Origin of the sequence: Mesorhizobium sangaii (assembly GCF_014207355.1) — a bacterium.
GTDB lineage: Bacteria > Pseudomonadota > Alphaproteobacteria > Rhizobiales > Rhizobiaceae > Mesorhizobium > Mesorhizobium sangaii.
The window spans coordinates 1,557,812-1,581,844 of record NZ_JACHEF010000001.1; the positions used below are offsets into that span (position 1 = coordinate 1,557,812).

Below are 24,033 nucleotides of genomic sequence, written 5' to 3' on the forward strand. Positions count from 1 at the left end.
ACGGCGGCACCAGCACCCATGTCGACACCTTCACGGTGACGGCCGCCGACGGCACCTCCCAGCTCGTCAGCTTCACCATCCACGGCACCAACGACGCCGCCGTGATCGGAACCCCGACGGTCGCCGACGTCACCGAAGACACGCCCAACAGCGCGGCCGTGACGCTCACCGCCGCGGGATCGATTTCGATCAGCGATGTCGACGCCGGCGAAGATCATTTCCAGACCACCGTCAGCGGCGCCGGCACCAATCTGGGCAGCCTCGTCCTGGCCGCCAACGGCTCCTACACCTACTCGGTCGCCAACGCCGCCGTGCAGTTCCTCGCCGCCAGCGACGCCAACGGCGGCACCAGCACCCATGTCGACACCTTCACGGTGACGGCCGCCGACGGCACCTCCCAGCTCGTCAGCTTCACCATCCACGGCACCAACGACGCGCCGGTCAATGGTGTGCCAGCTTCCCAATCAACCGACAGCAACATAGCAAAGGTGTTCAGTTCGGCGAACGGCAACGCGATCAGCATTTCCGACGTGGACAATTCAAGCCATACGGTAACGCTGACGTCGAGCAATGGTACACTAACGCTTAGCGGCCTCGCCGGCCTGTCCTTCTCAGTGGGCGACGGCAGCGCAGATGGGACGATGACTTTCAGTGGTACGGATGCGACCATCAACGCGGCGCTGAATGGCCTGAGCTTCGCACCTACGAACAACTTCCACGGTTTGGCGTCGATCCAGATCACCACGAATGATGGAAGCCTGTCCGATACGGATACGGTGAACATCACGGTCGTTGATACGGTCGCACCGAATGCGCCGGTCATCACCTCCGTCACGGACGACGTGTCTCCGGTCACGGCGACCTATGCGACCTCCGACGTGACAACCAATGACACTGATCTGACCGTCAAGGTTACGCTGCCGACCAGTGGTTCACCGGCCGAGGCGGGCGATACGATCCGGCTCTATAACGGCACTGGCACAGGCATCCCGCTGGGAGGCGCCTACACACTGACCGCAGCGGATATCGTCAGTGGCTTCGTCAGCCTCCAGACGGGCACGCTGACGAATGGGACCACTTACAACCTGACGGCCAGGATCACCGATGCAGCCACCAATCAGAGCGCGGCGTCGAACACCTTCGTGGTCACGGAAGACACGACCGCTCCGTCCGCGCCGACGGCCCTCGATCTGGCGGCAGTCGACGATAGCGGTTCGAGCAGCACCGACAACATCACCAAGAACACCTCAGCCCTGACCATCAGCGGCTCGGGCGAGAACGGTGCGACGGTCACCCTGTTCGACGACGCCAACAACAACGGCATAGTCGAAGGAGGCGAGAGCCTAGGGACCACGACGGTGAGCGGCGGTGCATTCAGCCTCGACGTCTCTCTTGCGCAAGGCACGCACAACGTGCGGGCGATCCAGACCGATGTCGCAGGCAACGCCAGCGCGGCCTCGACCTCGCATGCGCTCGACATCACCGTCGACACGACCGCTCCGGCGGCGCCGACCATCACTTCGGTGACGGACGATGTCCTGCCCGTGACCGGGACAGTGGCGAACGGCGGGACGAGCAACGACACGACGCCGACCTTGAATGGAACGGCCGAGGCGAATAGTACGGTCACGATCTTCGACGGTGTGACGCAACTCGGCACGGCAACGGCGGACGGCAGTGGCGCGTGGACCTTCACCACCTCCGCGCTGGGCCAGGGCAGCCACAGCTTCACGGCGACTGCCACCGACGCCGCCGGCAATGTGGGCTCGGTCTCGAGCGCCTACGCCGTCACCGTCGACACCACCGCTCCGGCGGCGCCGACCATCACCTCGGTGACCGATGATGTTCTGCCCGTGACCGGGACAGTGGTGAACGGCGGGACGAGCAACGACACGACGCCGACCTTGAACGGAACGGCCGAGGCAAACAGCATCGTGACCATAAAGGACGGCATCACCACACTTGGCACTGCAACGGCCAATGGCGCCGGTGCGTGGACCTTTACCACCTCTGCTCTGGGCCAGGGCAGCCACAGCTTCACGGCGACTGCCACCGACGCCGCCGGCAATGTGGGCTCGGCCTCGAGCGCCTACGCCGTCACCGTCGACACGACCGCTCCGGCGGCGCCGACTATCACTTCGGTGACGGACGATGTTCTGCCCGTGACCGGGACAGTGACGAACGGCGGGGCGAGCAACGACACGACGCCGACCTTGAACGGAACGGCCGAGGCAAACAGCATTGTGACCATCAAGGACGGCGCCACCACGCTTGGCACGGCAACGACCAACGGCGCCGGTGCGTGGACCTTCACCACCTCTGCGCTGGGCCAGGGCAGCCACAGCTTCACGGCGACTGCGACCGACGCCGCCGGCAATGTGGGCTCGGCCTCGAGCGCCTACGCCGTCACCGTCGACACCACCGCACCGGCGGCGCCGACCATCACTTCGGTGACGGACGATGTCCTGCCCGTGACCGGGACAGCGGCGAACGGCGGGACGAGCAACGACACGACGCCGACCTTGAATGGAACGGCCGAGGCGAATAGTACGGTCACGATCTTCGACGGTGTGACGCAACTCGGCACGGCAACGGCGGACGGCAGTGGCGCGTGGACCTTCACCACCTCCGCGCTGGGCCAGGGCAGCCACAGCTTCACGGCGACTGCCACCGACGCCGCCGGCAATGTGGGCTCGGTCTCGAGCGCCTACGCCGTCACCGTCGACACCACCGCTCCGGCGGCGCCGACCATCACCTCGGTGACCGATGATGTTCTGCCCGTGACCGGGACAGTGGTGAACGGCGGGGCGAGCAACGACACGACGCCGACCTTGAATGGAACGGCCGAGGCAAACAGCATTGTGACCATCAAGGACGGCGCCACCACGCTTGGCACGGCAACGACCAATGGCGCCGGTGCGTGGACCTTCACCACCTCCGCGCTGGGCCAGGGCAGCCACAGCTTCACGGCGACTGCGACCGACGCCGCCGGCAATGTGGGCTCGGTCTCGAGCGCCTACTCCGTCACCGTCGACACGACCGCTCCGGTGACGCCGACGGCCCTCGATCTGGCGGCCGCGGACGATACCGGTTCGAGCAGCACCGACAACATCACCAAGAACACCTCGGCCCTGACCATCAGTGGCTCGGGCGAGAACGGTGCGACGGTCACGCTCTTCGACGACGCCAACAACAACGGCATAGTTGATGGAGGCGAAAGCCTCGGGACCGCGACGGTGAGCGGCGGGGCATTCAGCCTCGACGTCTCTCTCGCGCAAGGCACACACAATGTGCGGGCGATCCAGACCGATGTCGCAGGCAACGCCAGCGCGGCCTCGACGTCGGGCGCGCTTTCCATTCTCGTTGACACGACTAATCCATCCACGACTTTGACAATCGGAAGTGGACGGAACTCAGCATCCGGAACCGCGTCGGACACCGGCGGCTCCGGTTTGTGGAAGGTGCAAGTCACATATGGGGCCGAATCGTACCTGATCACGAGTTTCAGTTCCGGCGCATGGAGTGTCACCTTTAACAGTCCAAAACCTACAAATGGGCAAACCGTCACCGCCACAATCTTTGATTTTGCCGGCAACACGAGTATTGCAACTGCGGTTGCTCCCGCCGGCGTCGCGGGCGAGGTTTTGAACTTGGCGCTCGGCGATCTGGTCCCGCATGGACTGGACGGGATCCACATCACCGTCTCCGGCGTCCCCGCTGGTTGGACGCTGAGCGAAGGCGCGCTGAACGCCGACGGCACTTGGACGGTAACGACAGCCGATCCTGGAGCGCTCACCGTCACCTCACGCGCCGACTTCACGGGCGCTATCGTCCTCGACGTGCACGCGACGTGGATCAATGCCGACGGCACCACAGGAAGCATGTCGGTTTCCGACAACGTCGAAGTCTTCGCGCCAGGCAATCCGATCTACGCCCTCTCGTCCGACGACCACCTCACCGGCTCCTCCGGCGCCGATCTGTTCGTCTTCGGTCAGCCGATTGCCGCGGATACACTGCACAATTTCGATGTGGCGGCAGACAGGATCGACCTGATCGGGTTCGACGGCGTCAACGGCTTCGGTGATCTCATCATCGCCGACGACGGCAACGGCAATGCCTTGATCACCGTCGGCACGGGTGAGACGATCACCGTGCAGGGCGTCTCGGCCTCAGGGCTCGGTGCCGGCAACTTCCTCTTCAATCAGGAGCCGGTCACCCACAATGCCGGCACGTTGTCGATCGCCGACGGCGCGGTCATGCCGCTCGGCGGCGCGGTCGACAACACGGGTACGATCGCCCTCAACGGTGCGGGCGCGACCACGCTGCTCGAGGTGATCGCCAGCGGCATCACGCTGCAAGGTGGTGGACAGATCGTCCTGTCCGACAGCGATGCGAACGTGATCTCCGGCACGGCTGCCGATGTCACCTTGACCAATGTCGACAACACCATCTCCGGCGCCGGTCAACTCGGCGGCGGTCTGCTGGGTCTGAACAATCAGGGCACGATCATCGCCACCGGCACCCATGCACTGGTTATCGACACCGGCAGCAGCACCGTCGTCAACTCGGGAACGCTTGAGGCGACGGGGTCCGGTGGCCTGACGATCAACGGTGCCGTCGCCAATTCCGGATTGATCTGGGCCAACGGCGGCAACGTCGCTATAGGTGGTCAGGTTACCGGCGACGGCGATGCCATCATCGGAAACATGTCGCAGCTGGAGTTTCACGCCGCCTCGTCCGCAGACGTCATTTTCGGGGCGGATGCAGCTGGCACATTGCGGCTGGACGATTCATTCGATTTCAGCGGCAGAATCGCGGGGATAACCAACGACGACAAAGTGGACCTCGGAGATATCTGGTACGGCACCGGAACATCCGCTGTCTATCAGGCAAACCAGGATGGGAGTGGAGGAACGTTGACCGTTTCGGACGGCACTCATGATGCCGCGCTCCACCTGGTCGGCGCTTACGATGCGGGCAGCTTCACCTTAGCCGACGACGGCACTGGGCGGACAGTAGTTGGTTATAATCCGGCGGACGACTTCCACTTCGTGTGACGTTGAAGGCCGCAGACCATGCGAAAGCGGGCGCCGGATCATTCCGGCGCCCGCTTCACATCCGGGTTTCCGATATCCAGAGGTGGGGGCCTACCTCTCCCGGAAGGCGCGTTGGAACGAATCCACCAGGGGTTTGGTCAGATAGGCCAGAAACGTTCGTTCGCCCGTTGAGATGAATGTTTCGACCGGCATGCCCGGATAGATCTGCTCGGGCTTGACCTGCGGTGGCAGCTTGTCGGCCATTTTCAGCCGGACGGTGAAGTAGGGCAGTCCCGTGCTGGGTGTGATCAGCCGATCCGCCGAAATGTAGAACACCTTTCCGGGCACCTTCGGCGTCGTACGCGCGTTGAGCGCCGTGAACATCATGTTCGCATCCTGCCCCACCCGGATTGAGTCGATGTCTTCGGGCTTTATCCTGGCCTCGATGATGAACTCGTTCGTGGTCGGCAGAAGCTCCATCACCACCTCCCCCGCTCGGATGACGCTGCCTTCGGAATTGTAGAGCGAGCGCACGATGATGCCGTCCACCGGGGCACGGATAGTTGTTCGGTCGAGGACCGATCGAGCAGCGTTGATTTGCTCCTCGAGGTCCGCGACCTGCGCCCGTGCTTTGTTCAGTTCCGTGACGGCATCCTCGACCCGGCTGGTTGTAAGCCTTTCAATCTGCTGGCGCGCTTCCACGGTCTGGGTCGCCGAGCTGGCAATCTGCGCTTCCAGAGATCCTGCCTGGCCGACCAGTTCGGCGGTGCTGCGCAGAAGATCGGTGTATTCAGAGCGATTTGTGAGCCCTTTTTTCAGCAGGTCTTTTTTTCTTTCCGTCTCCTCGTTGACGATCGCAAGCTGATTTTCCGCTGCCTCCTTCTGAGCCTTTAGCCCGACAACGGCGTCCTGAAGAGCTGCCACCCTTTGCTTCAGAATCCCCTGTTCCGCGCCATAACGCGCCAGCCGCGCCTGAAATTCCTTGTTTTGTTCTGCGAAAACACCGCTGTATTCGGAAGCGCCTGAATAGGCTCCGAGGTCACTGGACAAGACAATTTTCTCAAGGCCGTCGCGCTCCGCTTCGAGCCGAGAAATTTCAGCTTTTTGTGCCACCCACTGCTTGAGAACGCGGTTGAGCTGGGACTGCGCCACCGTCGGATCGAGCACGATCAGGGCCTGGCCTCTTAGTACCCGGTCGCCCTCCTTGACCTTGATGCTGCCGACCACGCCTCCTTCGAGGTGCTGGATCATCACATTCTGCCCAGCTGCTGCGACCACACCTGGCGCAATCGTTGCTCCAGCAATTGGTGCCATAGCTGCCCAGAATCCAAAGCCGAGCAAGAAAACCGCCACGCTTCCATATCCCATCAGCGTGATCCGATCTGTGCGGGTGTCGACGTTGCGTTGCCAGCGATACGTCTTGGCGTCCCTCTGAATGGGTTGGCTAGGAACCGTCATTCGCGACCTTTACCTCCACGCGAGCAGGGGACGGGAAAGGCACCACTCCTTCGCTATCATGCGACTGAGCGGCCGCGGCCGTCGCTGCTTGGCCCCGTCGCTCGGCTAGTTGGTCGAGCACGTCCTTGGTCAATCCGTAGATCTCGACCTGGCCATTGCGCAGCATGAGGATGCGATCGCATTTGGCTGCGAGCGAAGGCCGATGGGTTATGACAAGGACGGTCGTTTTTCGTGCACGCGCCTGGAGGATCGCCCGCTCGAGTGCGGCTTCGCCGTCGGAATCAAGATTTGCATTGGGTTCGTCGAGAACCAGTACCTTGGGATCGCCGTAAAACGCGCGCGCAAGTCCAATGCGCTGACGCTCGCCGCCCGAGAGTCGAACGCCGGTCGGGCCGATCACCGTCGAATATCCATCCCTTTGACCCAGGATGAGCTCATGCACTTGGGCCCGTTGGGCTGCCTGGATTAGTTTCTCATCAAGCGCATCCGGCTCAAAACGCGCAATGTTCTGGCCGATGGTTCCAGGGAAGAGTTCCACATCCTGCGGAAGGTAGCCAATATGACGGCCGAGTTCCTCCGGATCCCAGTTTCGAATATCGCCGCCATCGATACGGATTACCCCGGAACGCGGCTCAATGCCGCCGACTATGAGGCGCGCCAGCGTCGATTTTCCAGCCTGGCTTGGGCCAATGATCGCGACTGTTTCGCCAGCGGCGACTTCAAAGGTCAAGCGCTTTATCAACGGCAGCGACCCGTCGGCCGAACCTGGAACATGATAGACTATTTGATCTGCGCTCAACGCCCCTTGAGGCGTTGGCAAGGCAACATTCTCTTTTGGTCCGGACCTTGATTGGACAGCTGAAAGTCGCTTCCATGCAAGATTGGCGTCGATGACCTGCCGCCAACTTCCAATGATCTGATCAAGCGGCTGCAATGCCCGCGCCGAAATCATCGACGATGCAAATATCATACCGGCGGTTATCTCGTTGTGGAGAACCAGATAAGCACCGACGCCCAATATCGCGATTTGCAGTACCGATCGTGTGGTGCGGGACACACCGCCGTAAAATGCGTTGGTGCGAGCGAGCCCATCGGAGGCGTGCAGGGAACCGGCAAAACGACTGCCCCAGAACTCTATCGCATTGGACACCATGCCGAGTGCGCGGACCGTTTCGAAGTTTCGCGCGAAGGCCTGCGCCGAATTCATTGCCGCGCCGAGACTCTCCGCCGCCTCCTTGCTAGGCCGCGAACTCGCGACCTGGTTCAGCACGGCGATGGAAACCATGAGAACCGCTCCAACGACCGTTACAAGGAAGAGCAACGGGTGGATGAAATAAAGCAGGCCCACGAAGATGGGCCCAAAAGGGAGGTCGAAGAGAAAGAAAATCGTTCGTGAAGCGATGAAACCTCGCAGGGTGGCTAAGTCCCGCAAGGCCTGGACATCGCCGAGTCCAGCACGGGGCCCACTCATTGCGGCAAGAAAAGACGATGTGCCCAAAGATACATCCAGTCGCGCGGCGAGTCGGCTTGCATACACGCCACGAACGACTTCGAGCACTCCGAAAAGCAAAAGCGACGAAAGCGCAAGTAAGGTTAGGTAGGTGAGAGTATCCAGGTTGGCGGCGGGCAAAACTCGATCATATACCTGCAGCATATAGAGAGGCAGAATTAACACCAGGGTGTTCATCACCGCGGAGAAGAGGCCCATTTCGACCACGCTCCTCGACAGCACCGATCTGTTTGTAGAACTGGACATCCCCAAAATTGCCTCCCCCCCGGGATAAGCGGTCAAATTAGACAATCTTTATATATCATACGGGGTCGCCACGCTATCGGTTGGGATTCTTTCGATAGCCATAGTAAAGAGCGCCAACGCGAGCCGAGGCCCGATGTCATCACCCCTTTTGCGGACAAGAGCCGCGGCTCGATCGCGAAGCGACAGCGCGCGGCCACCGGCGTGGTGCAGGTGCTGCCCGATTAGCCCGCTGCTGGGGGTGACACAGGGCATCTCGCGCGACTTCGACTCGCGTACAACCTAGAACCCTATGGCTCCGCCGCGCCGAATGTATTAGACTTGTCTCATACACGTCCATCCGCGGGCGAGCGGCGCCCGGAGAGTTAGACGATGACGGTCTCTAGGCGATTGTTGCTGCCGAGGGCCTTCCCGATGCGGGTCCGGCCTTTTGGGACCGGCTGTCTTCGGACTTTCGGTCGGGCTCTCGTCGTTACTTTCATTTGCTGGTTTCTCGCCGGTGCGGTGATTGCCGGGCCGCTCCACGACGCTGCGCGGGAGGGCGATGCTGGCAAGGTCGCCGCGCTCCTGGCACACGGCGTCGATGTGAATGATCGCAACGAGAGTCGCGAGACCCCCCTGATCGATGCTGCGCTTGCCGGCAAGACCGAGGTCGTCGTTGCGTTGATCGGGGCTAAGGCCGACATCGAAGCCCGTAACGATCGCGGCTTCACCGCGCTTCATGCGGCAGCCTACTCAGGAAGCCTGGACATCGCAAAATTGCTGCTCGACCACGGGGCCGCGGTCGACGCGTTGAGCACGCACAAGATCACGCCCCTGCATGTGGCAGCAGAAGAGAACCAGACAGCCATCGCGGAGCTGTTGATCTCGCACGGCGCACAGGTCGAGGCAATCCAGGAATACGGGTACACGCCTCTCAGCCGAGCGACGTTCTATCAGAGCACCGACGTGATGGTTTTGCTCAAGAAGCACGGCGCAAAATGCCAACCCAAGGAAACAATGGGGTCGTCGTACAAGGTGTGCATCGCCCTCGGCAACTGACATCGAGAAAGGGTTACTGGAGGAGAACATGACAGAGAACCGTTCCAGAACGTTCGACAGTTTGCTTTGCGCGGGAGTAGCCGCTTCCTCCCTCCTCCTCTTCGGCACCGGTGGATCCCACGCCGGCGAGGGAGTGAACACCGGATACTTCGGCAATGTCGCCATCCTGGGTTATGATCCGGTAGCATATTTCACCGACGGTCGCGCGACGATGGGTTCGCCCAAGATCTCGAGGAAGTGGCTCGGAGCGACGTGGTACTTCGCCAGCGTCCAACACCGGGAAGCCTTTGTTTCCGAGCCGGTGCGCTATGCCCCTCAGTTCGGCGGCTTCTGCACCGGGGGAATGTCAGTTAAGGAGGCATCCGCGAACCTTGACCCGGAAGCCTTCCGCATCGTCGATGGCAAGCTCTTCCTGTTCTCCGGAAAGGAGGGCCTGGAGGAAGACTTCGATGCCAACCCGGCGCCTGTCATTGCGAAAGCGGAAGCCGAATGGCCCGCAGTAGAGGCGAAGGAATTCGAGGCTAGAGCGGCCGCCAACTAGCTCCGGCGCGATGTCGTGAGCCCGCAAGTTGAATGGCGCCCGTCACGGAGACACCGAGAAATACCAGACTGTGACGGAGTCTGGCCAAGCGTACTCGTCCTGCGTATCGCTGCTCCCTTGGGGATTGCGATAGACCGGGGCGCAGAACTTGCGGCCGAGCAAGGTCGCGGTGGATTGCGTGCAGAAGAGGTCGCCATCCACGCTGGACGTGCCGGTGATGATGCTGCTTTGCGAGCTCAGTGCGACATCTCCATTTGCACTCAGCTCCATGACGAACGCTGCGCCATTGTGTTGATGTCCTACCCATGTCCGATCGCCCGTTAGGGCTCGGATCGCGGCGGCGCCCAGGCGGTCCTCCTTCCGCCCGCGAAAATCGAAGCTCCGCTCGGGAATCCCCGCGGCGCGAAGGGCGCCCAGCCGGTGATCGAGGTCCTCTTGCCGCCGATGGTGGGCGTAAACGACACGATAACCAGCGAGGTTCTGTTCGGGCATCTTTTTCAGGATTGCTGCAGCCGCATCGTGCGCCTCGGCCATGCGTCCAAGCCGCGCATTTGTCATGGCCAGCGTTTCGAGACCAAGGTCGCTGCGCTCTCCCGGCTGAACCTCGCCCAGCGCCTGCAAAGCCTTCTCATACTGATGGTTCATGTAGAGCACGAAGCCGTAATAGTCGAAGACCTGAGCGCGCGGCTTTGGATCGAGCCGCAACACGCGTTCCATCGCTGCCAGCGCCTCCCGGTTCTGTCCTGCGTAGGTCAGCACGATCGCCCGATTGAGCTCCGCCTCCGCGCCGTTCGGGTCCAGCGCGACGGCTTTCTGGACCGACGCGATCGCCTGGTCCCATTCGCCGTCCAGCATCTGCAGGATGCCGAGCACGGCATAGGCGCGCGCAGATTGCGGATTGAGCTCCAGCGCCCGCCCTGCCGCTTCGTAGGAGCGCTGGCGAGCGACGGCGCTGAGCATGAGCACCTGGTAGTCGAAGCCGAGCACGTCCACCGTGGCGCGGGCATAGCCCGAGTAAGCATCTGCAAACGTAGGATCGAGCTTGATCGCCTTTTGATACAGGGACAGGGTCTCTCCGAGAGACCTGTTGTCGACCACATAAACCTTCTGCTCGGCTCGGGTGTAGAAATCGTATGCCTCCAGGCTTCGCGTGGGGAGGCGAGCAATCTGCGCTCGTTCGCCTTCCGTCAGACGCACCGAAAGTGCCTCAACGATACGCCCGATCACTTCGTCTTGAAGTGCAAATATCCTGGAGTAGTCGCGGTCGTATCGCTCGGCCCAGATGTTGCTCCCCGTTTGGGCATCGATGAGCTGGACATTGATGCGGACTAGATCTTCCTCCCGCCGGACGCTGCCCTCGACCACGTAACGGACGTTCAACTGAGCCGCGATCTCGTCGACGTCGAGGGATCGATCCTTGAAAGAGAACGCCGAGTTGCGTGCGATGACGAGGAGCCCCGAGATCTTCGAGAGATCGGTGATGAGATCGTCTGCGAGCCCTTCCGCAAAATAATCCTGGCCTGCCTTCTGGCTAAGATCAGTAAACGGTAGCACGGCGATGGAGGGCTTGCCGACCGACGAACCGACCGGGGTGGAACCGTGACCGGGCAGCAGGGCAATCGCTTGCGGCCAGAGCATCACCGCAATCCCCGCTATCAGAGCCAGAACGAGCACCGTGGCGCCGATCACAGGCCATCGCCGAGAGCGCGACTTCCTGGTTCCTCCGGTCTGTTCCAGCAGCACGCGATACGCACGGACCCGCTCTGGAATGTTCTTGAGGCGCTGTTCGCCGAGCGACTTGAAAGTCAGGCCGAGCTTGTTGTGGGCCTGGTCGTAGGCCGTTCCCGAGATGACGATGCCGCCCGGATCGCTCAGTCCTTCCAGGCGGGCTGCGATGTTGACGCCGTCGCCGTAGAAGTCGTCCTTGTCGGGGATCACGTCACCAAGGTTGATCCCGATGCGGAACACGATCTGGGTATCTTCGGGAATACCGAGGTTCTGCTGCGCGGTGACCCGTTGGATTTCAACGGCGCATGCTAAGGCATCGACGACGCTCTCGAACGCGACCAAAGCGCCGTCGCCCATGAGCTTGACGATGCGGCCATGGTAGCCCTCGATCGAGGGTTCGATGAATTCGCGCCGGAGCGCCTTGAGCCGCGAGAGTGTGCCCGTCTCGTCCAGCCCCATCAGCCGGCTGTACCCCACCACGTCGGCGGCGAGGATAGCGACCAGCTTCCGTTCGAGATGTTGTACCTGTTCCACAGCGCATGACTATACGGAAAGCCTTATGGCAAGACCATATGCCGGAGGTTAGCCGGGGCGGTGGCTATCGACCTGACTAGCGTCACAAACGTATTGGGCGCTTGTTTGCTTGCGCATCACCGGGTATCAAATTAATTGAAACCGAAGAGGACTTGGCTGCCTCTGCAGGTGAAAAGTGCTGACCTTCCCAGGGTTCTATCTCGCGTCGTGCATGCTCGCGCTTATTGCGCTCGTCGCCGTTCTCGAGCTCGGCCTGCTTCCGGCACTGCTTTCGGGCCTTCTCGTGTTCAACCTCGTTCATTTCGCCGCACCGATGCTCCATCGAATCGGGGTCTCCAGCAGCCTGACGAAAAGCCTTGCGCTGACCTTGGTGGCATTGATTTTCATGCTCCTGATAGCCGCTGCTATCTTTAGCGGCGTGTCGCAATTGACTGGCGGCTCGGAGAACGTCGTGACGCTCCTCAAGAAGATGGCCGAGATCATCGATACCGCGCGCGTCCATCTCCCAACTTGGGCGATGGACTATTTTCCGTCGAACATCGAGGAATTGGAAGTCTTCGCTGCCCGATGGCTCCGCGAGCATGCCGGCCAGCTTCAACTCGTCGGTCGGGATTTCGGCGTCCTGGTGGTCCACGTTATCGTCGGCATGGTGATCGGCGGCTTGATCGCGGTAAGCTCGGCGGCACCATCGGGCGAGCCCGGTCCATTGGCGGACGCGCTGGCGGATCGTGTCAACTTACTGAGCAAGGCCTTTCGCAACATCGTGTTCTCGCAAATCCGGATTTCGGCGTTGAATACGTTTCTAACTTCGATCTATCTCGTCGCTGTTCTGCCGTCCTTCGGCATCGATCTGCCATTTATCAGGACGATGATAGCGCTGACTTTCGTCGCCGGCCTTCTGCCGGTCATCGGCAATCTGATCTCCAACACGGTGATCGTGGTTGTCAGCCTCAGCATCTCCTTCCTTGCAGCGCTAGGCTCGCTTGCCTTTCTCATCGTCATTCACAAGCTCGAATACTTCGTAAACGCCAAGATTATCGGTTCGCGGATCAATGCGCGTGCCTGGGAGCTTCTTCTGGCGATGGTTTTCATGGAGGCCTGGTTCGGCATACCGGGTCTTGTTGCTGCGCCGATCTATTATGCCTATCTGAAGGCTGAACTGACGATGCGCGGGCTGATCTAGGATTACTGCAGCTGGCGATTTGGTGACGCAAGCATGCCGTGCGCGAAGACAGAGCTTGAGCTTGAACCACGATTGCCGTTCCATAGATTATGTTCTGCGACTTCAACGACCGGCTAAAGCGCCAGAAGCAGCCAATCGGATGCGACGTCGCACATGACGGCAATTGGCCGAAAGCGGAATGGCGGGCCTTGGGCGTCCGAAGAACGATAGCGGACGGTCTGCCCAGTCAGACCAAGTCTGGAGCTGAATCGGCGTAGAATGCCACAAAGTTATGATGTCCCGTCCAGGTTGTGGACACTTCCTCTTCGAAGGCGCACTCTCCTAGGACGAAACCCAAGCAGAGTTTCGTCCAATGCTTCACATGCTTGAGATGCCTCGCTGATGGCCTGACCTGTCCGGAGATCCGGGTGGAGCAGTCGTTCATTGTGCGCCTGTCCGTGATCAGGCTACGGCCCAATACGCACGCTGCAGCCCGTTCCGGATCAACTGGGAGGAAAACAGCATGCCTCATCTTCAACGCAGAGAACTTATTCAAGGGAGCGTGGCTCTTGCCGCAATCGCCGCCCTTCATGCCTCGCGGGCTTACGCTTTTCCGACACGGCCCGGCGAGGAAGTCGTCAAATGGCTCGATCAACTGCCACCGAACCCGGTGCCAGAGGTCATCAAGAATCAGATTGTCTGGGAGGACCTCGATTCATGGGTAACGCCCAATGACAAGTTCTTTTCAATCGCGCATTTCAACAGACCAATCATCGACGCAGGCACGTGGAAGCTCGAAATCGCCGGCCTGGTCAAAAAGCCGATGGCCCTGACGCTTGCCGACATCAAGGCCCGGCCGCGCGAGGAAGTCACCTTCACGATCGAATGTTCGGGCAATACCGGCCTGCCGTTTTTCAACGGCGGAATCGGCAATGCCCGCTGGGCGGGTACGCCGCTCGCCCCGATCCTGAAGGAGGCCGGGGTCCTCGACAGCGGCATCGAGGTCGTCTTCTGGGGCACCGACGAAGGCGAGATCAAACGAGCCGACGAGGTCACGTTCAAGCAGAATTTCGCGCGCAGCATGTCGCTGGCCGACGCCATGGATCCAAAGAACATCCTTTGCTACGAGATGAACGGAACTTCCTTGCCGGCCGACAACGGCTTCCCGCTGCGGTTGATAGCGCCGGGCTGGTACGGGATCGCGAACGCGAAATGGCTCAAGCGCATCGAGGTGCGCGACCAGCGCTTCGAGAGCCGGTTCATGGGACGCGACTACGTCACGGTCCGCGAGGAAGACCATAATGGCGAGACCGTGTGGGCGGAAACCTCCGTCGGACGGGCACGCCTCAAATCGGCGCCGGCTCGGGTGACCCATATCGGCAGCGATTATCGGATCGTCGGAGCCGCCTGGGGTGCGCCGATCGACCGGGTCGAGGTGAAGATCGACGATGGGCCGTGGATGCCGGCGACCGTGGACGGCACCGAAGAGGCGGAGTTCGCCTGGAAGATGTGGTCTCTGGACTGGCCCAAGCCGTCCGCCGGGGAGCACACAGTCACCTCGCGCGCTATCGATAAGAGCGGCAACATTCAGCCGGCGATGAGCGATCCATGGATTGCCAAAAAACACACTTATTGGGAGAGCAATGGACAGGTGACCCGCCGTATTCAGGTCAGTTGACGGCTCGGCGCCGCGAGCGAAGCCGCCTGGAAGCTGTGTGGCGACGGGATTGAGTGCGACCCCGTTGCGTCCGTGGCATAGCTTTGTAGGCTAACTTGAGAACGCAGCCGATAGCATTGCGGAACCTCGCTCGCGATCTGCAGATCGTACTGGCGCCGGACGGCACCGTCGCCGCGGTGGAGATGTTTCGGTTCAACAGGCCGTGAGTGCTTCAACACGCCACGGACGGCTAAGGACAAGCAAAAGCGCGGTCATCGTGGCGCTGGCGGACGCAACCGCTATCAGCGCTACAACGCCACTGGAGTTGGATCTTTGCGTCGCGTGAAAGGGGACGTCTGTTGCGGGCGAAGCTGCACTGTGAACCAGGGCGTCCAGATCGGACCTGCTGCCGTGTCGAACGGAATAGCCACGAGTGAATTCGGCTCCGAGAAGAAAGGTTTCCGATGAGTAGTAAACCCAGAGAAGGATGACGAGCAGTCCACCGGCGGCGCCATACGAGGATGCGATCGCGCTAGTGCCGATATACCAACCGATAAGAGATTTTCCAATCGTGAAGAGGGCGGCGGTGATAATTGCGCCAATCCCGACATCGCGCCATTCGAGCGCTCTGTCGGGCAAAACTTTGTAAATGGCAGCAAACAGCAGGGAGATAAGGGCAAACGAAACGATTGCGTTAATCATGCTGAGGATAAGCGTGCCGAAGGGCAGATAAGCGTTGATAAAATTGCCCAGAGCCGAAATCGCAGCACTTGCAATAAGAGAGACCAGCAATAGGAAACCGAGCGCGGCCACCAAGCCCAGACTGGCAGCGCGTGCCCGCATCAGACGCGACAAGGAACTGCCCTGCGGTTCGACCTTCCATATCGTATTCAGCGATTGCTGCATTTCACCAAAGACGCCAGACGCGGCTACCAACAAGGTGACTAGCCCGATTACTGCGGCCCAGGTTCCGTATAAGCGCTTTCTCGACTGAACTGAAAAGCTCGCCCTTGCCGTATCGCCTGATGAGCACCGCGGGCTTCGGAGCGCGAAGCACCGCTTCCACGGGAGGAACGCCCAGATACTGACCCGGTTGGGTTTTGGGCCGATAGCGGAATGGCGCCTTCCGGTTTGCGAGGAAGCTATCAGCAGTAGAAGTAACACTACTTGTGTAGGTTTGCGATGCGTGGGTCCGGTATGGGCACGGCGGCGATCAACTCCCGTGTGTACGCCTCGTGTGGCGACGACAACACTGCGCGGCGCGGGCCGGCTTCGACGATGCGGCCGGCGCGCATCACGGCGACGTTGTGGCTCATGCGCTCGACCACAGCCATGTCGTGCGAGATGAACAGATAGGAGAGCCCGAGCGTCTCCTGAAGCTCCAGCATCAGGTCGAGCACGCGCGCCCGCACCGACACGTCGAGCGCGGCAACGCTCTCGTCAGCGACGATCAGCTTCGGCTCGAGCGCCAGCGCCCTGGCGATACAGATACGCTGGCGCTGGCCGCCGGAAAATTCGTGCGGATAGCGCGAGGCATGATCGGCGGCGAGCCCCACGCGTCCGAGAAGCGAGGCCACTCGCTCGCGCCGCTCGCTCTTGGTGCCGATGCTATGAATGGCGAGCGGCTCGGCAATTGCCGCACCGACCGTCATGCGCGGGTCGAGCGAGGCGTAGGGATCCTGAAAGATCATCTGCGCGGCGCGCCGCACCGGCCGCATGGCGGCAGCGGAGAGGCCCTGAATGGCCTTGCCGCCGATGGTCACCGACCCAGTGAAAGGGACCAGGCCGAGCACGGCCTTGCCGGTGGTGGACTTGCCTGAACCGCTTTCGCCGACGAGGCCGAGCGTCTGGCCCGGCATGATGTCGAAGGAGACGTCCTGCACCGCCGGCGCCTCCGAGGCGCGGCGACTAAAAAGGCTGGAGGATGCGCCGTAGTCGACGACAAGGTTCTTGACCGCAAGCACCGGAGTGGCGCCGTTTGGTACAGGTGGCGGAGCGCTGGCCGTGATCCTGGGCGGCGCGTCGGTCGCCGCGAATGCGCCAAGACGCGGCACGGCGGCGAGCAGTTCGCGCGTGTAATCGGCTTGCGGCCGCTCGAAGATGTCGAGCACCGGGCCGGCCTCGACGATGCGTCCATCGCGCATGACGGCCACGCGGTCGGCCATCTCGGCGACGACGCCCATGTCGTGGGTGATGAGGATGATCGCGGTGCCGAACTCCCGCTTCAGCTCGCGCATCAGTTTCAGGATCTGCGCCTGCACGGTCACGTCTAGCGCCGTCGTCGGCTCGTCGGCCAGAAGCACCTTCGGCCGGCAGGAAAGCGCCATGGCGATCATGACGCGCTGGCGCATGCCACCGGAGAGTTCGTGCGGATATTGCTTCATGCGCCGCGCCGGGTCGTTGATCTGGACGACGTCGAGCATGGCGCGGGCGCGGTTTTCGACGCTGGCGCCTTCGGCGCCCTGATGGGTCCGGATCGCCTCGGTCAACTGCGCGCCGATCGAGTGGACCGGGTTGAGCGAGGTCATGGGCTCCTGGAAGATCATGGCGATCTCCCCGCCCCGTACGTCGCGCATGGCGCGCTCGGACAGGCGCGGCAAGCTCTGGCGTTCAAGCCTGATGTCGCCGCCGGCGATGCGCAGCGAAGTGCGCGGCAAGAGCCGCATGATCGAAAGCGCCGTCACCGACTTGCCCGAGCCGGATTCGCCGGCAATGCACAATGTCTCGCCCGGCGCCAAGGCAAAGCTGATGTCGTCGATGACGCGCCTGGCGCCTTCAGGCGTCAGCGCGTCCACCGACAGATTGTCGACGGTCAGGACGGCGTCCTGCTCCTGCCCAGAACCGTCCGGCATCAGTTGAAGACGATTCTGGGGAAATAGAACGAGACCACCCAGTTCGGCATGTCGACGATCTCGCTGATGCGCAGGTCGCCGCAGACCGAACAAAGCATGTAGGCGTCGACGGGCTTCAGCCCATGCTCCGCCGCAAGCAGATCGACCATGCGCATGACGCTTTCGCGCGCAGCGGTCATCAGGTCAGGCCCGATGCCGGTGGTAGCCTCATAGCCGGCCGCGTCGAGATGACGGGTCACCGGCCCCGGCGTGGTGAAGCGCGGGCTTTGCAGTCGCGCGTCCTTGACGAGCTCGATCGACGCCTCGACATCCATGCGGCTCTCGATGGCCGTGCCGCAGACCTCGCCGTCGCCCTGGGCGGCGTGGGTGTCGCCGATCGAAAACAGCGCGCCCTCGACCTCGACGGGCAGATAAAGCGTGGTGCCGGCCGCCAGGTCGCGGATGTCGAGATTGCCGCCGACACGGCGCGGCGGCACCACCGAGTGCAGGCCGGGTTCGGCAGGTGCCACGCCGATCGTGCCGGCGAAGGGTTTCAGCGGCACGCGGCCACCTGGACCATAGAGCGCCGGCGTCATCGAGGCGGCGTCATATTTCCAGATGTGCAGCGCCGGCTCCTCAAACTGGTCGGCAAGCAGGCCGAAGCCCGGAATGTTGGCGGTCCAGCCGAGGCCCGAAGGTTCGAAATGGCGCAGCGTGATCTTCAGCGCATCGCCCGGCATTGCGCCTTCGACATAGACCGGTCCGGTCACCGGATTGACCTTGCCGAAATCCATCGTCTTGACATGCTCGACCGTGGAGCTGGCGTTGAACTGCCCGCCCGAGGAATCGAGACATTCGAAATGGATGGTCGACCCCGGCTTGGCCGTCAGCACAGGCTCAAAATCACGGTTCCAGCCGAAATGATGGCTGGCGCGATGGATGGTGTAGTCGCACTTCACGCACATGGTTGCTTCTCATTTGTCTTGGGCAAGCCGCCTCCCGTTTGGGCGGCATTATGGAAAGGTCCCGGCGGTCGCCGAACGCTCGCCGCCGGGGAGCGGTCTATTTGTTGACGTAGATCGCTTCGTAATCGATGACGCGGGTGGGATCGATGTAGATCTCGTCCGGACCGCCCATGCGCTTGGACTTGGCCACCACGCGGCGCTCGTTGAAGACCGGGATCCAGGGCGCGTCATTGGTCTGGATGTCGGTGAATATCTGCGCCCAGGCCTTGTTGCGCTCCTCGGCCTTGGCCGGCACCGGCATGGCGTCAGCGGCCTGGCCGCGGGCGTCGATCTCCTTGTTGCAGTACCACGACCAGTTCCAGCCGCCGGCGACCGCGCTGCCGCAGCCGAGGATCGGCCCGTAGAAGTCGGAGGGATCCGGGAAGTCGGCGATCCAGCCGAGGCCGCCGGACCAGACCATCGGCGCCTGCCCCTGCGTGCCGCCGGCGGCAATCACGTTGGGGTTGGCCACCGCCTTGATCTCGGCCTTGACGCCGATCGCCGCCAGGTCCTGCTGGATCGCCTGGGTGATGCGCGGCTGCGGGTCGGTGTTGGAGGTGTAGATCTGGGTCGAGAAGCCATCCTTCAATCCGGCTTCGGCAAGCAGCGCCTTGGCCTTTTCGGGGTCGTAGGCGTAGCCCTTGTAACTCTGGTCATAGCCCGGCATCAGCGGCGGCAGCACCTGGCTGGCCGGCGTGGCGCGGCCGTTGATGATGCGCACGATGCGGTCCTTGTTGATGGCCATGTTGACGGCCTGCCGCACCTTGGCGTTGTCGAAGGGTTTTACCTGGGTGTTCAAGGTGACATAGCTCGTCTCGAGCTGCTGGCGGTCGACGATCATGCCCTCGAACTCGGGCGACTTCTTCATCTCTAGGTATTTGGCCGGCGGAATGCCGTCGCCGGCGATATCGACTTCGCCCTTCTGCAGGCGCAGCAGCGCCACCAGCGGCTCCTGGCCGACTTCGACCGTGAAGGAATCGACATGCGGACGCTCCTTGATGAAGTAGTCGGGGTTCTTCTGGAAGACGAGACGCTGGCCGATGGTCCATTCCTTCAGCGTGAAGGCGCCGCTGCCGACCGGGTGCTTGCCGAAATCGCCATTGGCGGCTTCCACGGCCTCCTTCGGCACGACGGACGCGAAGTTGAGCGCCAGCACGTTGAGGAAGGTGGCGTCGGGCTGCGACAAGGTGAACTTGACAGTGTGTTCGTCAACCGCGGTGATGCCGTCCATCGTGTCGGCGGTGCCGGCGGTCATCTTGTCGGCGCCGACGATGGAGTGGAAGAAGCCGGCACCCGGGCCTTGCGTCTTGGGATTGACCGCGCGCTCGATCGACCACTTCACGTCTGCCGCTATCACCTCGCGGCCGTTGGTGAACTTGACGCCGGGATGCAATTTGAACGTATAGATCTTGCCGTCGTCAGAGACATCGTAGCTATCGGCAAACGACGGGCCAAGCTCCGTCGTGCCCGGCTTGTAGTCGACCAGGCGCGAGAACAGCGCGTTGATCATCGACCAGTTCTGCCAGTCATAACCGACGGCCGGGTCGAGCGTGGCGATGTCGTCCTTGTAGGTGACGATGATGTCGCCGCCACTGGTCGGTGTGTCAGCGAAGGCGAGCTTTGCCGGCACCAGGGCAGAGGTGGCGAGCAAGGCCGCCAGGCCGATTCTTTTGACGAATTTATTCATGAGTTCATTCCTCTGTTGGTTTTGTTGGTTATTGGCTGCGTATGCGCGGGTCGACGAACGGAGCGACGAAGTCGGCAAGCAGGTTGCCGAGCACGATGGCCAGCGCTGAAACCAGCGTGACGCCCATGATGATGGGCACGTCGACCTGCTGGATGGCCTGCCAGGCAAGCTGGCCGATTCCGGGCCAGCCATAGACGGCCTCGACCACGACCACGCCGCTCATGAACTGGCCGATGTCGATGCCGACCATGGCGATAATCGGCAAAAGTGCGTTGGGCAGCGCGTGGCTGAGCACGACGCGACGACCGCTGAGGCCCTTGGCGTGGGCCGTGCGCACATAGTCCTGGCGCAGCACCTCGATCATGGCCGAGCGCACCATGCGCGCATACCATCCGGCGCCGAGCACGCCGAGCGTGAGCGCCGGCAGCACGACATGCCGCGCGGTGCCGAAACCGGACATCGGGAACCAGCCGAGCGTGGCGGCAAAGACGTATAAAAGCAGCAGCGCGACGACGAATTGCGGTGACGAGACGCCGACGAAGGACAGCATCATGATTGAGCGGTCGACGAAACCGCCGCGCCAGACCGCCGAAATGATGCCAAAGGTCAGACCAAGTGCCACCTCGACGACGATGCCGGCGGCCATGAGCAGCAGCGTCGCCGGCAGTCGCGCCAGGATCAGCGGCAGCACCTCGGTCTTCTGCGTATAGGAGCGGCCGAGATCGCCATGCAGCAAAGAGCCGACATAGTGCAGGAACTGCATGACCAAGGGCTGGTCGAGGCCGAGCTCATGCCGGATGGCGGCCACCATCTGCGGCGTCGCGGAGCGGCCGGCGATCAAGACGGCGGGGTCGGCCGGCAGGTAGTAGAGCAGAAGGAAAGTGATGGCGGCGACGCCGAGCAGGATCAGCACGGCCTGGACGAGACGGCGAGCTAGGAAGACGGTCATCGTCACAGCCTCCCGCGCTGCGTCGGGTCAAGGATGTCGCGCAACGCGTCGCCGATCAGGTTGAAGGACAAGGCTGTGGCAAGGATGATCGCGCCGGGGATGAACACCAGCCAGGGCGCATCCTGGAAATAGCTCTGACTTTCGAAGATGATGTTGCCCCAGGAGGGCTGTGGCGGCTGCACGCCGATGCCGAGGAAGGACAAGGTCGCTTCCAAAAGCACCGTGGTGGCGATGCCGAGCGTGCCCCAGACGATTGCCGTCGGCATCAGATGGGGAAGGATGTGCAGAAAGATGATGCGGCCGTTGCCGGCGCCGAGCGAACGCTCGGCGACGATGAAGTCGCGTTCCACCAGGCCGCGCGTTTCGGTGTAGACGATGCGGGCGACCTGCACCCAGTTGACCAGGGCGATCACCATGGCGACGATCCACAGGCTGGGCTTGAGCAGCGCCGCGAGCGCGATGGCTAGCAGCAGAGCCGGGAATGCCATCATCAAGTCGGTGAAGCGCATCAGCAAATTGCCGACAGTGCCGCGCAAATAGCCAGCGAGAAGCCCGACCAGAAGCCCGATCGCAACGGCCACGCCATTGGCGACGAGACCGATGATCAGCGACGTGCGGGCGCCGAACAGCACGCGAGAGAAGAGATCGCGGCCGAGCGTGTCGGTGCCGAACAAATGCTCGCCGCTGGGTGGCAGCGGCGCGCCTTCGAGCGACAGGCCGTCGGTGAGCTGGTTGTCTGGCGAAAAGTGCACGATCCACGGCGCGAACAGCGCCGCCAGCAAAACGATCGCGACCACGATCAGCCCGAACAGGGCGGATGGCCGTCTGATAAGTTCGCGCAAAACCCGCATACCGGCGCCTACATCGCCCGCGGCACGGGCTCATGCCCGGCGACGATGGCGGCCGCGACATGCTCGACGATGAGCCGGCGCTGCATGGCGAGGTGACACAGGATGCGATAGGCGCCGGCCTCATCCGTGCCCTGCGCGGCCATGATCGAGCGCATCGCGTCATAGACGATCGGCCGCAGCCGTAGGCGCTCCTCAAGGCCGGCGATGCGCGCCTGTACAGCCGTGCGTTCGTGGTGCGCGTGCGTGGCGAGTACCAGCGCCGGGTAGACCGAGGAGGCGATGACCGGCTTTGCCATGATCGCGCCGGCGCCCTTTGCCAGCGCCCAGGCGATGCGGCCCGGCGCTTCAGAGCCCAAGAGCGCGACCATCGGAACCGGCGCGTCGTCGCCATCCCATGGCAACAGATCGTCCCAGCCCTGGTCGGCGTCGACGAGGACGATATCGGCCGGCGTCTCGGCAAGCTCGAGCGGCTTCCACTGTACCAGCACGGTGACGCCGAGACGTTCGAGCTGCCGCTTCAGGCGCTCGATATTGTCGTCGGCGCGATGCAGGATCGCGGCGCGCCAGGAAACGAAACTCGGTGTGCGCGTCATTGCACCACCCTCAGATGCGGGGCGTGCTGGATGGGCAGCGTACCGACGAGATAAGGGTCGGCGGCGATGGCGCCATGCGAAGCGATGATGTCGAAGCCCGCCCGCTCGTTGATGCGGCCAAGGTGGAAGGGCAGGGCGGCATGGTTGGTGCGCGGATCGATGGCTAGGGCCCCGAGCACGGTCTGCCGCGGCCGGGCATGCAGGAAGCCGCGCACGCTGGCGGGGTCGTCGCGGTCGGCCTCCGACACCGCCTCGGCGCAAAGTTTCACGGCGGCGTAGGCGCCGGCAAAGAAGCTGGAGACGCGCCGCTCGGCGCCGAAACGGGCGGCGACGCGTTGCTTGAAGGCGCGGTTCTCGAACGACGCCAGGCTTTCGAAATAAGAGGCCGTGGAGAGCTGGCCGATGGCCACGCCCGGCTCGATCTCGCCGAGCTCGCATTCCGTCAGATCGCAGCTCAGCACCGGACAGCGTTCCGGCGCGAAGGCGGGATCGCGCTCGGCCAGCCGCTTGACGGCGGCAAGGAAGGCATAGCTCGAAGGGCCGACCATGTTGTTGAGGATGAAGTCCGGCCGGTGGCGCTCCAGATCGGTGATCAGCAGGCCGACATCGGTCTCCTCGATCGGCAGATAGCGTTCGCCCAACACCGCGCCGCCGGCGCGCAGCAGCAGCTCGCGCGCCAGCCGGTTCATCTCCCAGCCCCAGACATAGTTGGCGCCGGCAAGATAGACGCGCTTGCCGTGGCGCGGCAGCATATAGTCGAACAGCGGTATCAGATGCTGGTTGGGACAGGCGCCGGTGTAGATGACGTTCTCGTTGGCCTCGAAACCCTCGTAGGGGCAGATGTACCAGAGCAGCCCGTCATATTTCTCGACCAGCGGGATGACGTCCTTGCGCGACAGCGAGGTGATGGTGCCGATGACATTGCGGCAGCCCTCGTCGCGCAGCATGGTGCGGATCAGATCGAGGTAGCGTTCCGGCTGTCCGGCGGGATCGCCGAACACCAGCTCGATGCGCACGGGGCTGCCGGCCTTCTCGAGTTCCTCGATGGCGAACTCGGCCCCGGCGCGGCAATCGCGGCCGATCGCCCCGTAGGGGCCGGTGGTCGAATAGAGGATACCGACCCTGAACGTCTTCACCCGGACCTCAAAAAACAAAGGCCCCACACGCATCTCATGCTCCATGAGACGCGGCGAGGCCATGCTGCCCTT

16 protein-coding genes are annotated in these 24,033 nt (G+C 62.5%); 5 read left to right on the forward strand and 11 right to left on the reverse strand.

The features are described 5' to 3' along the window. A partial coding sequence (locus HNQ71_RS07365) for an Ig-like domain-containing protein (protein WP_210333757.1) occupies positions 1–5,057 on the forward strand: 5,057 nt, incomplete at its 5' end. A 90-nt stretch (positions 5,058–5,147) separates the two neighbouring features. On the opposite strand, the gene HNQ71_RS07370 is transcribed toward HNQ71_RS07365, so the two are convergent. Then, on the reverse strand, positions 5,148–6,494 hold the full coding sequence (locus tag HNQ71_RS07370; RefSeq protein ID WP_184871854.1) for an HlyD family type I secretion periplasmic adaptor subunit: 1,347 nt from the start codon (positions 6,492–6,494) through the stop codon (positions 5,148–5,150). Then, a complete protein-coding gene (locus HNQ71_RS07375) occupies positions 6,481–8,250 on the reverse strand; it encodes a type I secretion system permease/ATPase (RefSeq protein WP_281391360.1) in 1,770 nt (589 codons plus the stop codon). The genes HNQ71_RS07370 and HNQ71_RS07375 overlap by 14 nt, the downstream gene beginning before the upstream one ends. 369 nt (positions 8,251–8,619) lie before the next feature. Between HNQ71_RS07375 and HNQ71_RS07380 the strand changes: the two genes are divergently transcribed. Together HNQ71_RS07380 and HNQ71_RS07385 are read left to right on the forward strand one after the other, a co-directional pair. Beyond that, positions 8,620–9,288 (forward strand): ankyrin repeat domain-containing protein, encoded by a 669-nt coding sequence (locus tag HNQ71_RS07380; RefSeq protein ID WP_246461246.1) that lies wholly within the window; start codon positions 8,620–8,622, stop codon positions 9,286–9,288. Between the two features lie 28 nt (positions 9,289–9,316). Continuing rightward, positions 9,317–9,829 carry a YHS domain-containing (seleno)protein gene (locus HNQ71_RS07385; RefSeq protein ID WP_246461248.1) on the forward strand — a complete coding sequence of 171 codons (513 nt, stop codon included), beginning with the start codon at positions 9,317–9,319 and terminating at the stop codon, positions 9,827–9,829. Positions 9,830–9,871: 42 nt separating this feature from the next. Here HNQ71_RS07385 and HNQ71_RS07390 read toward each other — a convergent pair whose 3' ends face one another. Next, the gene (locus tag HNQ71_RS07390; protein WP_184871856.1) at positions 9,872–12,091 is read right to left on the reverse strand and encodes an adenylate/guanylate cyclase domain-containing protein; all 2,220 of its coding nucleotides are present in this window, start codon (positions 12,089–12,091) and stop codon (positions 9,872–9,874) included. Between the two features lie 211 nt (positions 12,092–12,302). Here HNQ71_RS07390 and HNQ71_RS07395 point away from each other — a divergent pair, with 211 nt between their 5' ends. Further along, positions 12,303–13,274 (forward strand): AI-2E family transporter, encoded by a 972-nt coding sequence (locus HNQ71_RS07395; protein ID WP_184871857.1) that lies wholly within the window; start codon positions 12,303–12,305, stop codon positions 13,272–13,274. Between the two features lie 502 nt (positions 13,275–13,776). Further along, positions 13,777–14,931 carry a sulfite oxidase gene (locus HNQ71_RS07400; RefSeq protein WP_184871858.1) on the forward strand — a complete coding sequence of 385 codons (1,155 nt, stop codon included), beginning with the start codon at positions 13,777–13,779 and terminating at the stop codon, positions 14,929–14,931. 192 nt (positions 14,932–15,123) lie between these two features. Here the strand turns inward: HNQ71_RS07400 and HNQ71_RS07405 are convergent, their stop codons facing one another. The 8 genes from HNQ71_RS07405 to HNQ71_RS07440 form a co-directional block, all read right to left on the reverse strand. Then, positions 15,124–15,849 carry a YihY/virulence factor BrkB family protein gene (locus HNQ71_RS07405; RefSeq protein WP_425492184.1) on the reverse strand — a complete coding sequence of 242 codons (726 nt, stop codon included), beginning with the start codon at positions 15,847–15,849 and terminating at the stop codon, positions 15,124–15,126. Between the two features lie 224 nt (positions 15,850–16,073). After that, positions 16,074–17,762 carry an ABC transporter ATP-binding protein gene (locus HNQ71_RS07410; protein WP_184871859.1) on the reverse strand — a complete coding sequence of 563 codons (1,689 nt, stop codon included), beginning with the start codon at positions 17,760–17,762 and terminating at the stop codon, positions 16,074–16,076. After that, complete coding sequence (locus tag HNQ71_RS07415) at positions 17,762–18,706, reverse strand: acetamidase/formamidase family protein (RefSeq protein WP_184871860.1); 945 nt, start codon at positions 18,704–18,706, stop codon at positions 17,762–17,764. The genes HNQ71_RS07410 and HNQ71_RS07415 overlap by 1 nt, the downstream gene beginning before the upstream one ends. Before the next feature lie 97 nt (positions 18,707–18,803). After that, positions 18,804–20,432, reverse strand: a complete 1,629-nt coding sequence (locus HNQ71_RS07420; protein ID WP_184871861.1) for an ABC transporter substrate-binding protein — start codon at positions 20,430–20,432, stop codon at positions 18,804–18,806. 28 nt (positions 20,433–20,460) lie between these two features. Then, the gene (locus tag HNQ71_RS07425; protein ID WP_184871862.1) at positions 20,461–21,381 is read right to left on the reverse strand and encodes an ABC transporter permease; all 921 of its coding nucleotides are present in this window, start codon (positions 21,379–21,381) and stop codon (positions 20,461–20,463) included. Between the two features lie 2 nt (positions 21,382–21,383). Next, positions 21,384–22,232 (reverse strand): ABC transporter permease, encoded by an 849-nt coding sequence (locus HNQ71_RS07430; protein ID WP_184871863.1) that lies wholly within the window; start codon positions 22,230–22,232, stop codon positions 21,384–21,386. Between the two features lie 8 nt (positions 22,233–22,240). Further along, the gene (locus HNQ71_RS07435) at positions 22,241–22,825 is read right to left on the reverse strand and encodes an ANTAR domain-containing response regulator (protein WP_184871864.1); all 585 of its coding nucleotides are present in this window, start codon (positions 22,823–22,825) and stop codon (positions 22,241–22,243) included. After that, on the reverse strand, positions 22,822–23,961 hold the full coding sequence (locus HNQ71_RS07440; RefSeq protein ID WP_343068082.1) for a transporter substrate-binding protein: 1,140 nt from the start codon (positions 23,959–23,961) through the stop codon (positions 22,822–22,824). The genes HNQ71_RS07435 and HNQ71_RS07440 overlap by 4 nt, the downstream gene beginning before the upstream one ends. Between the last annotated feature and the right edge of the window lie 72 nt (positions 23,962–24,033).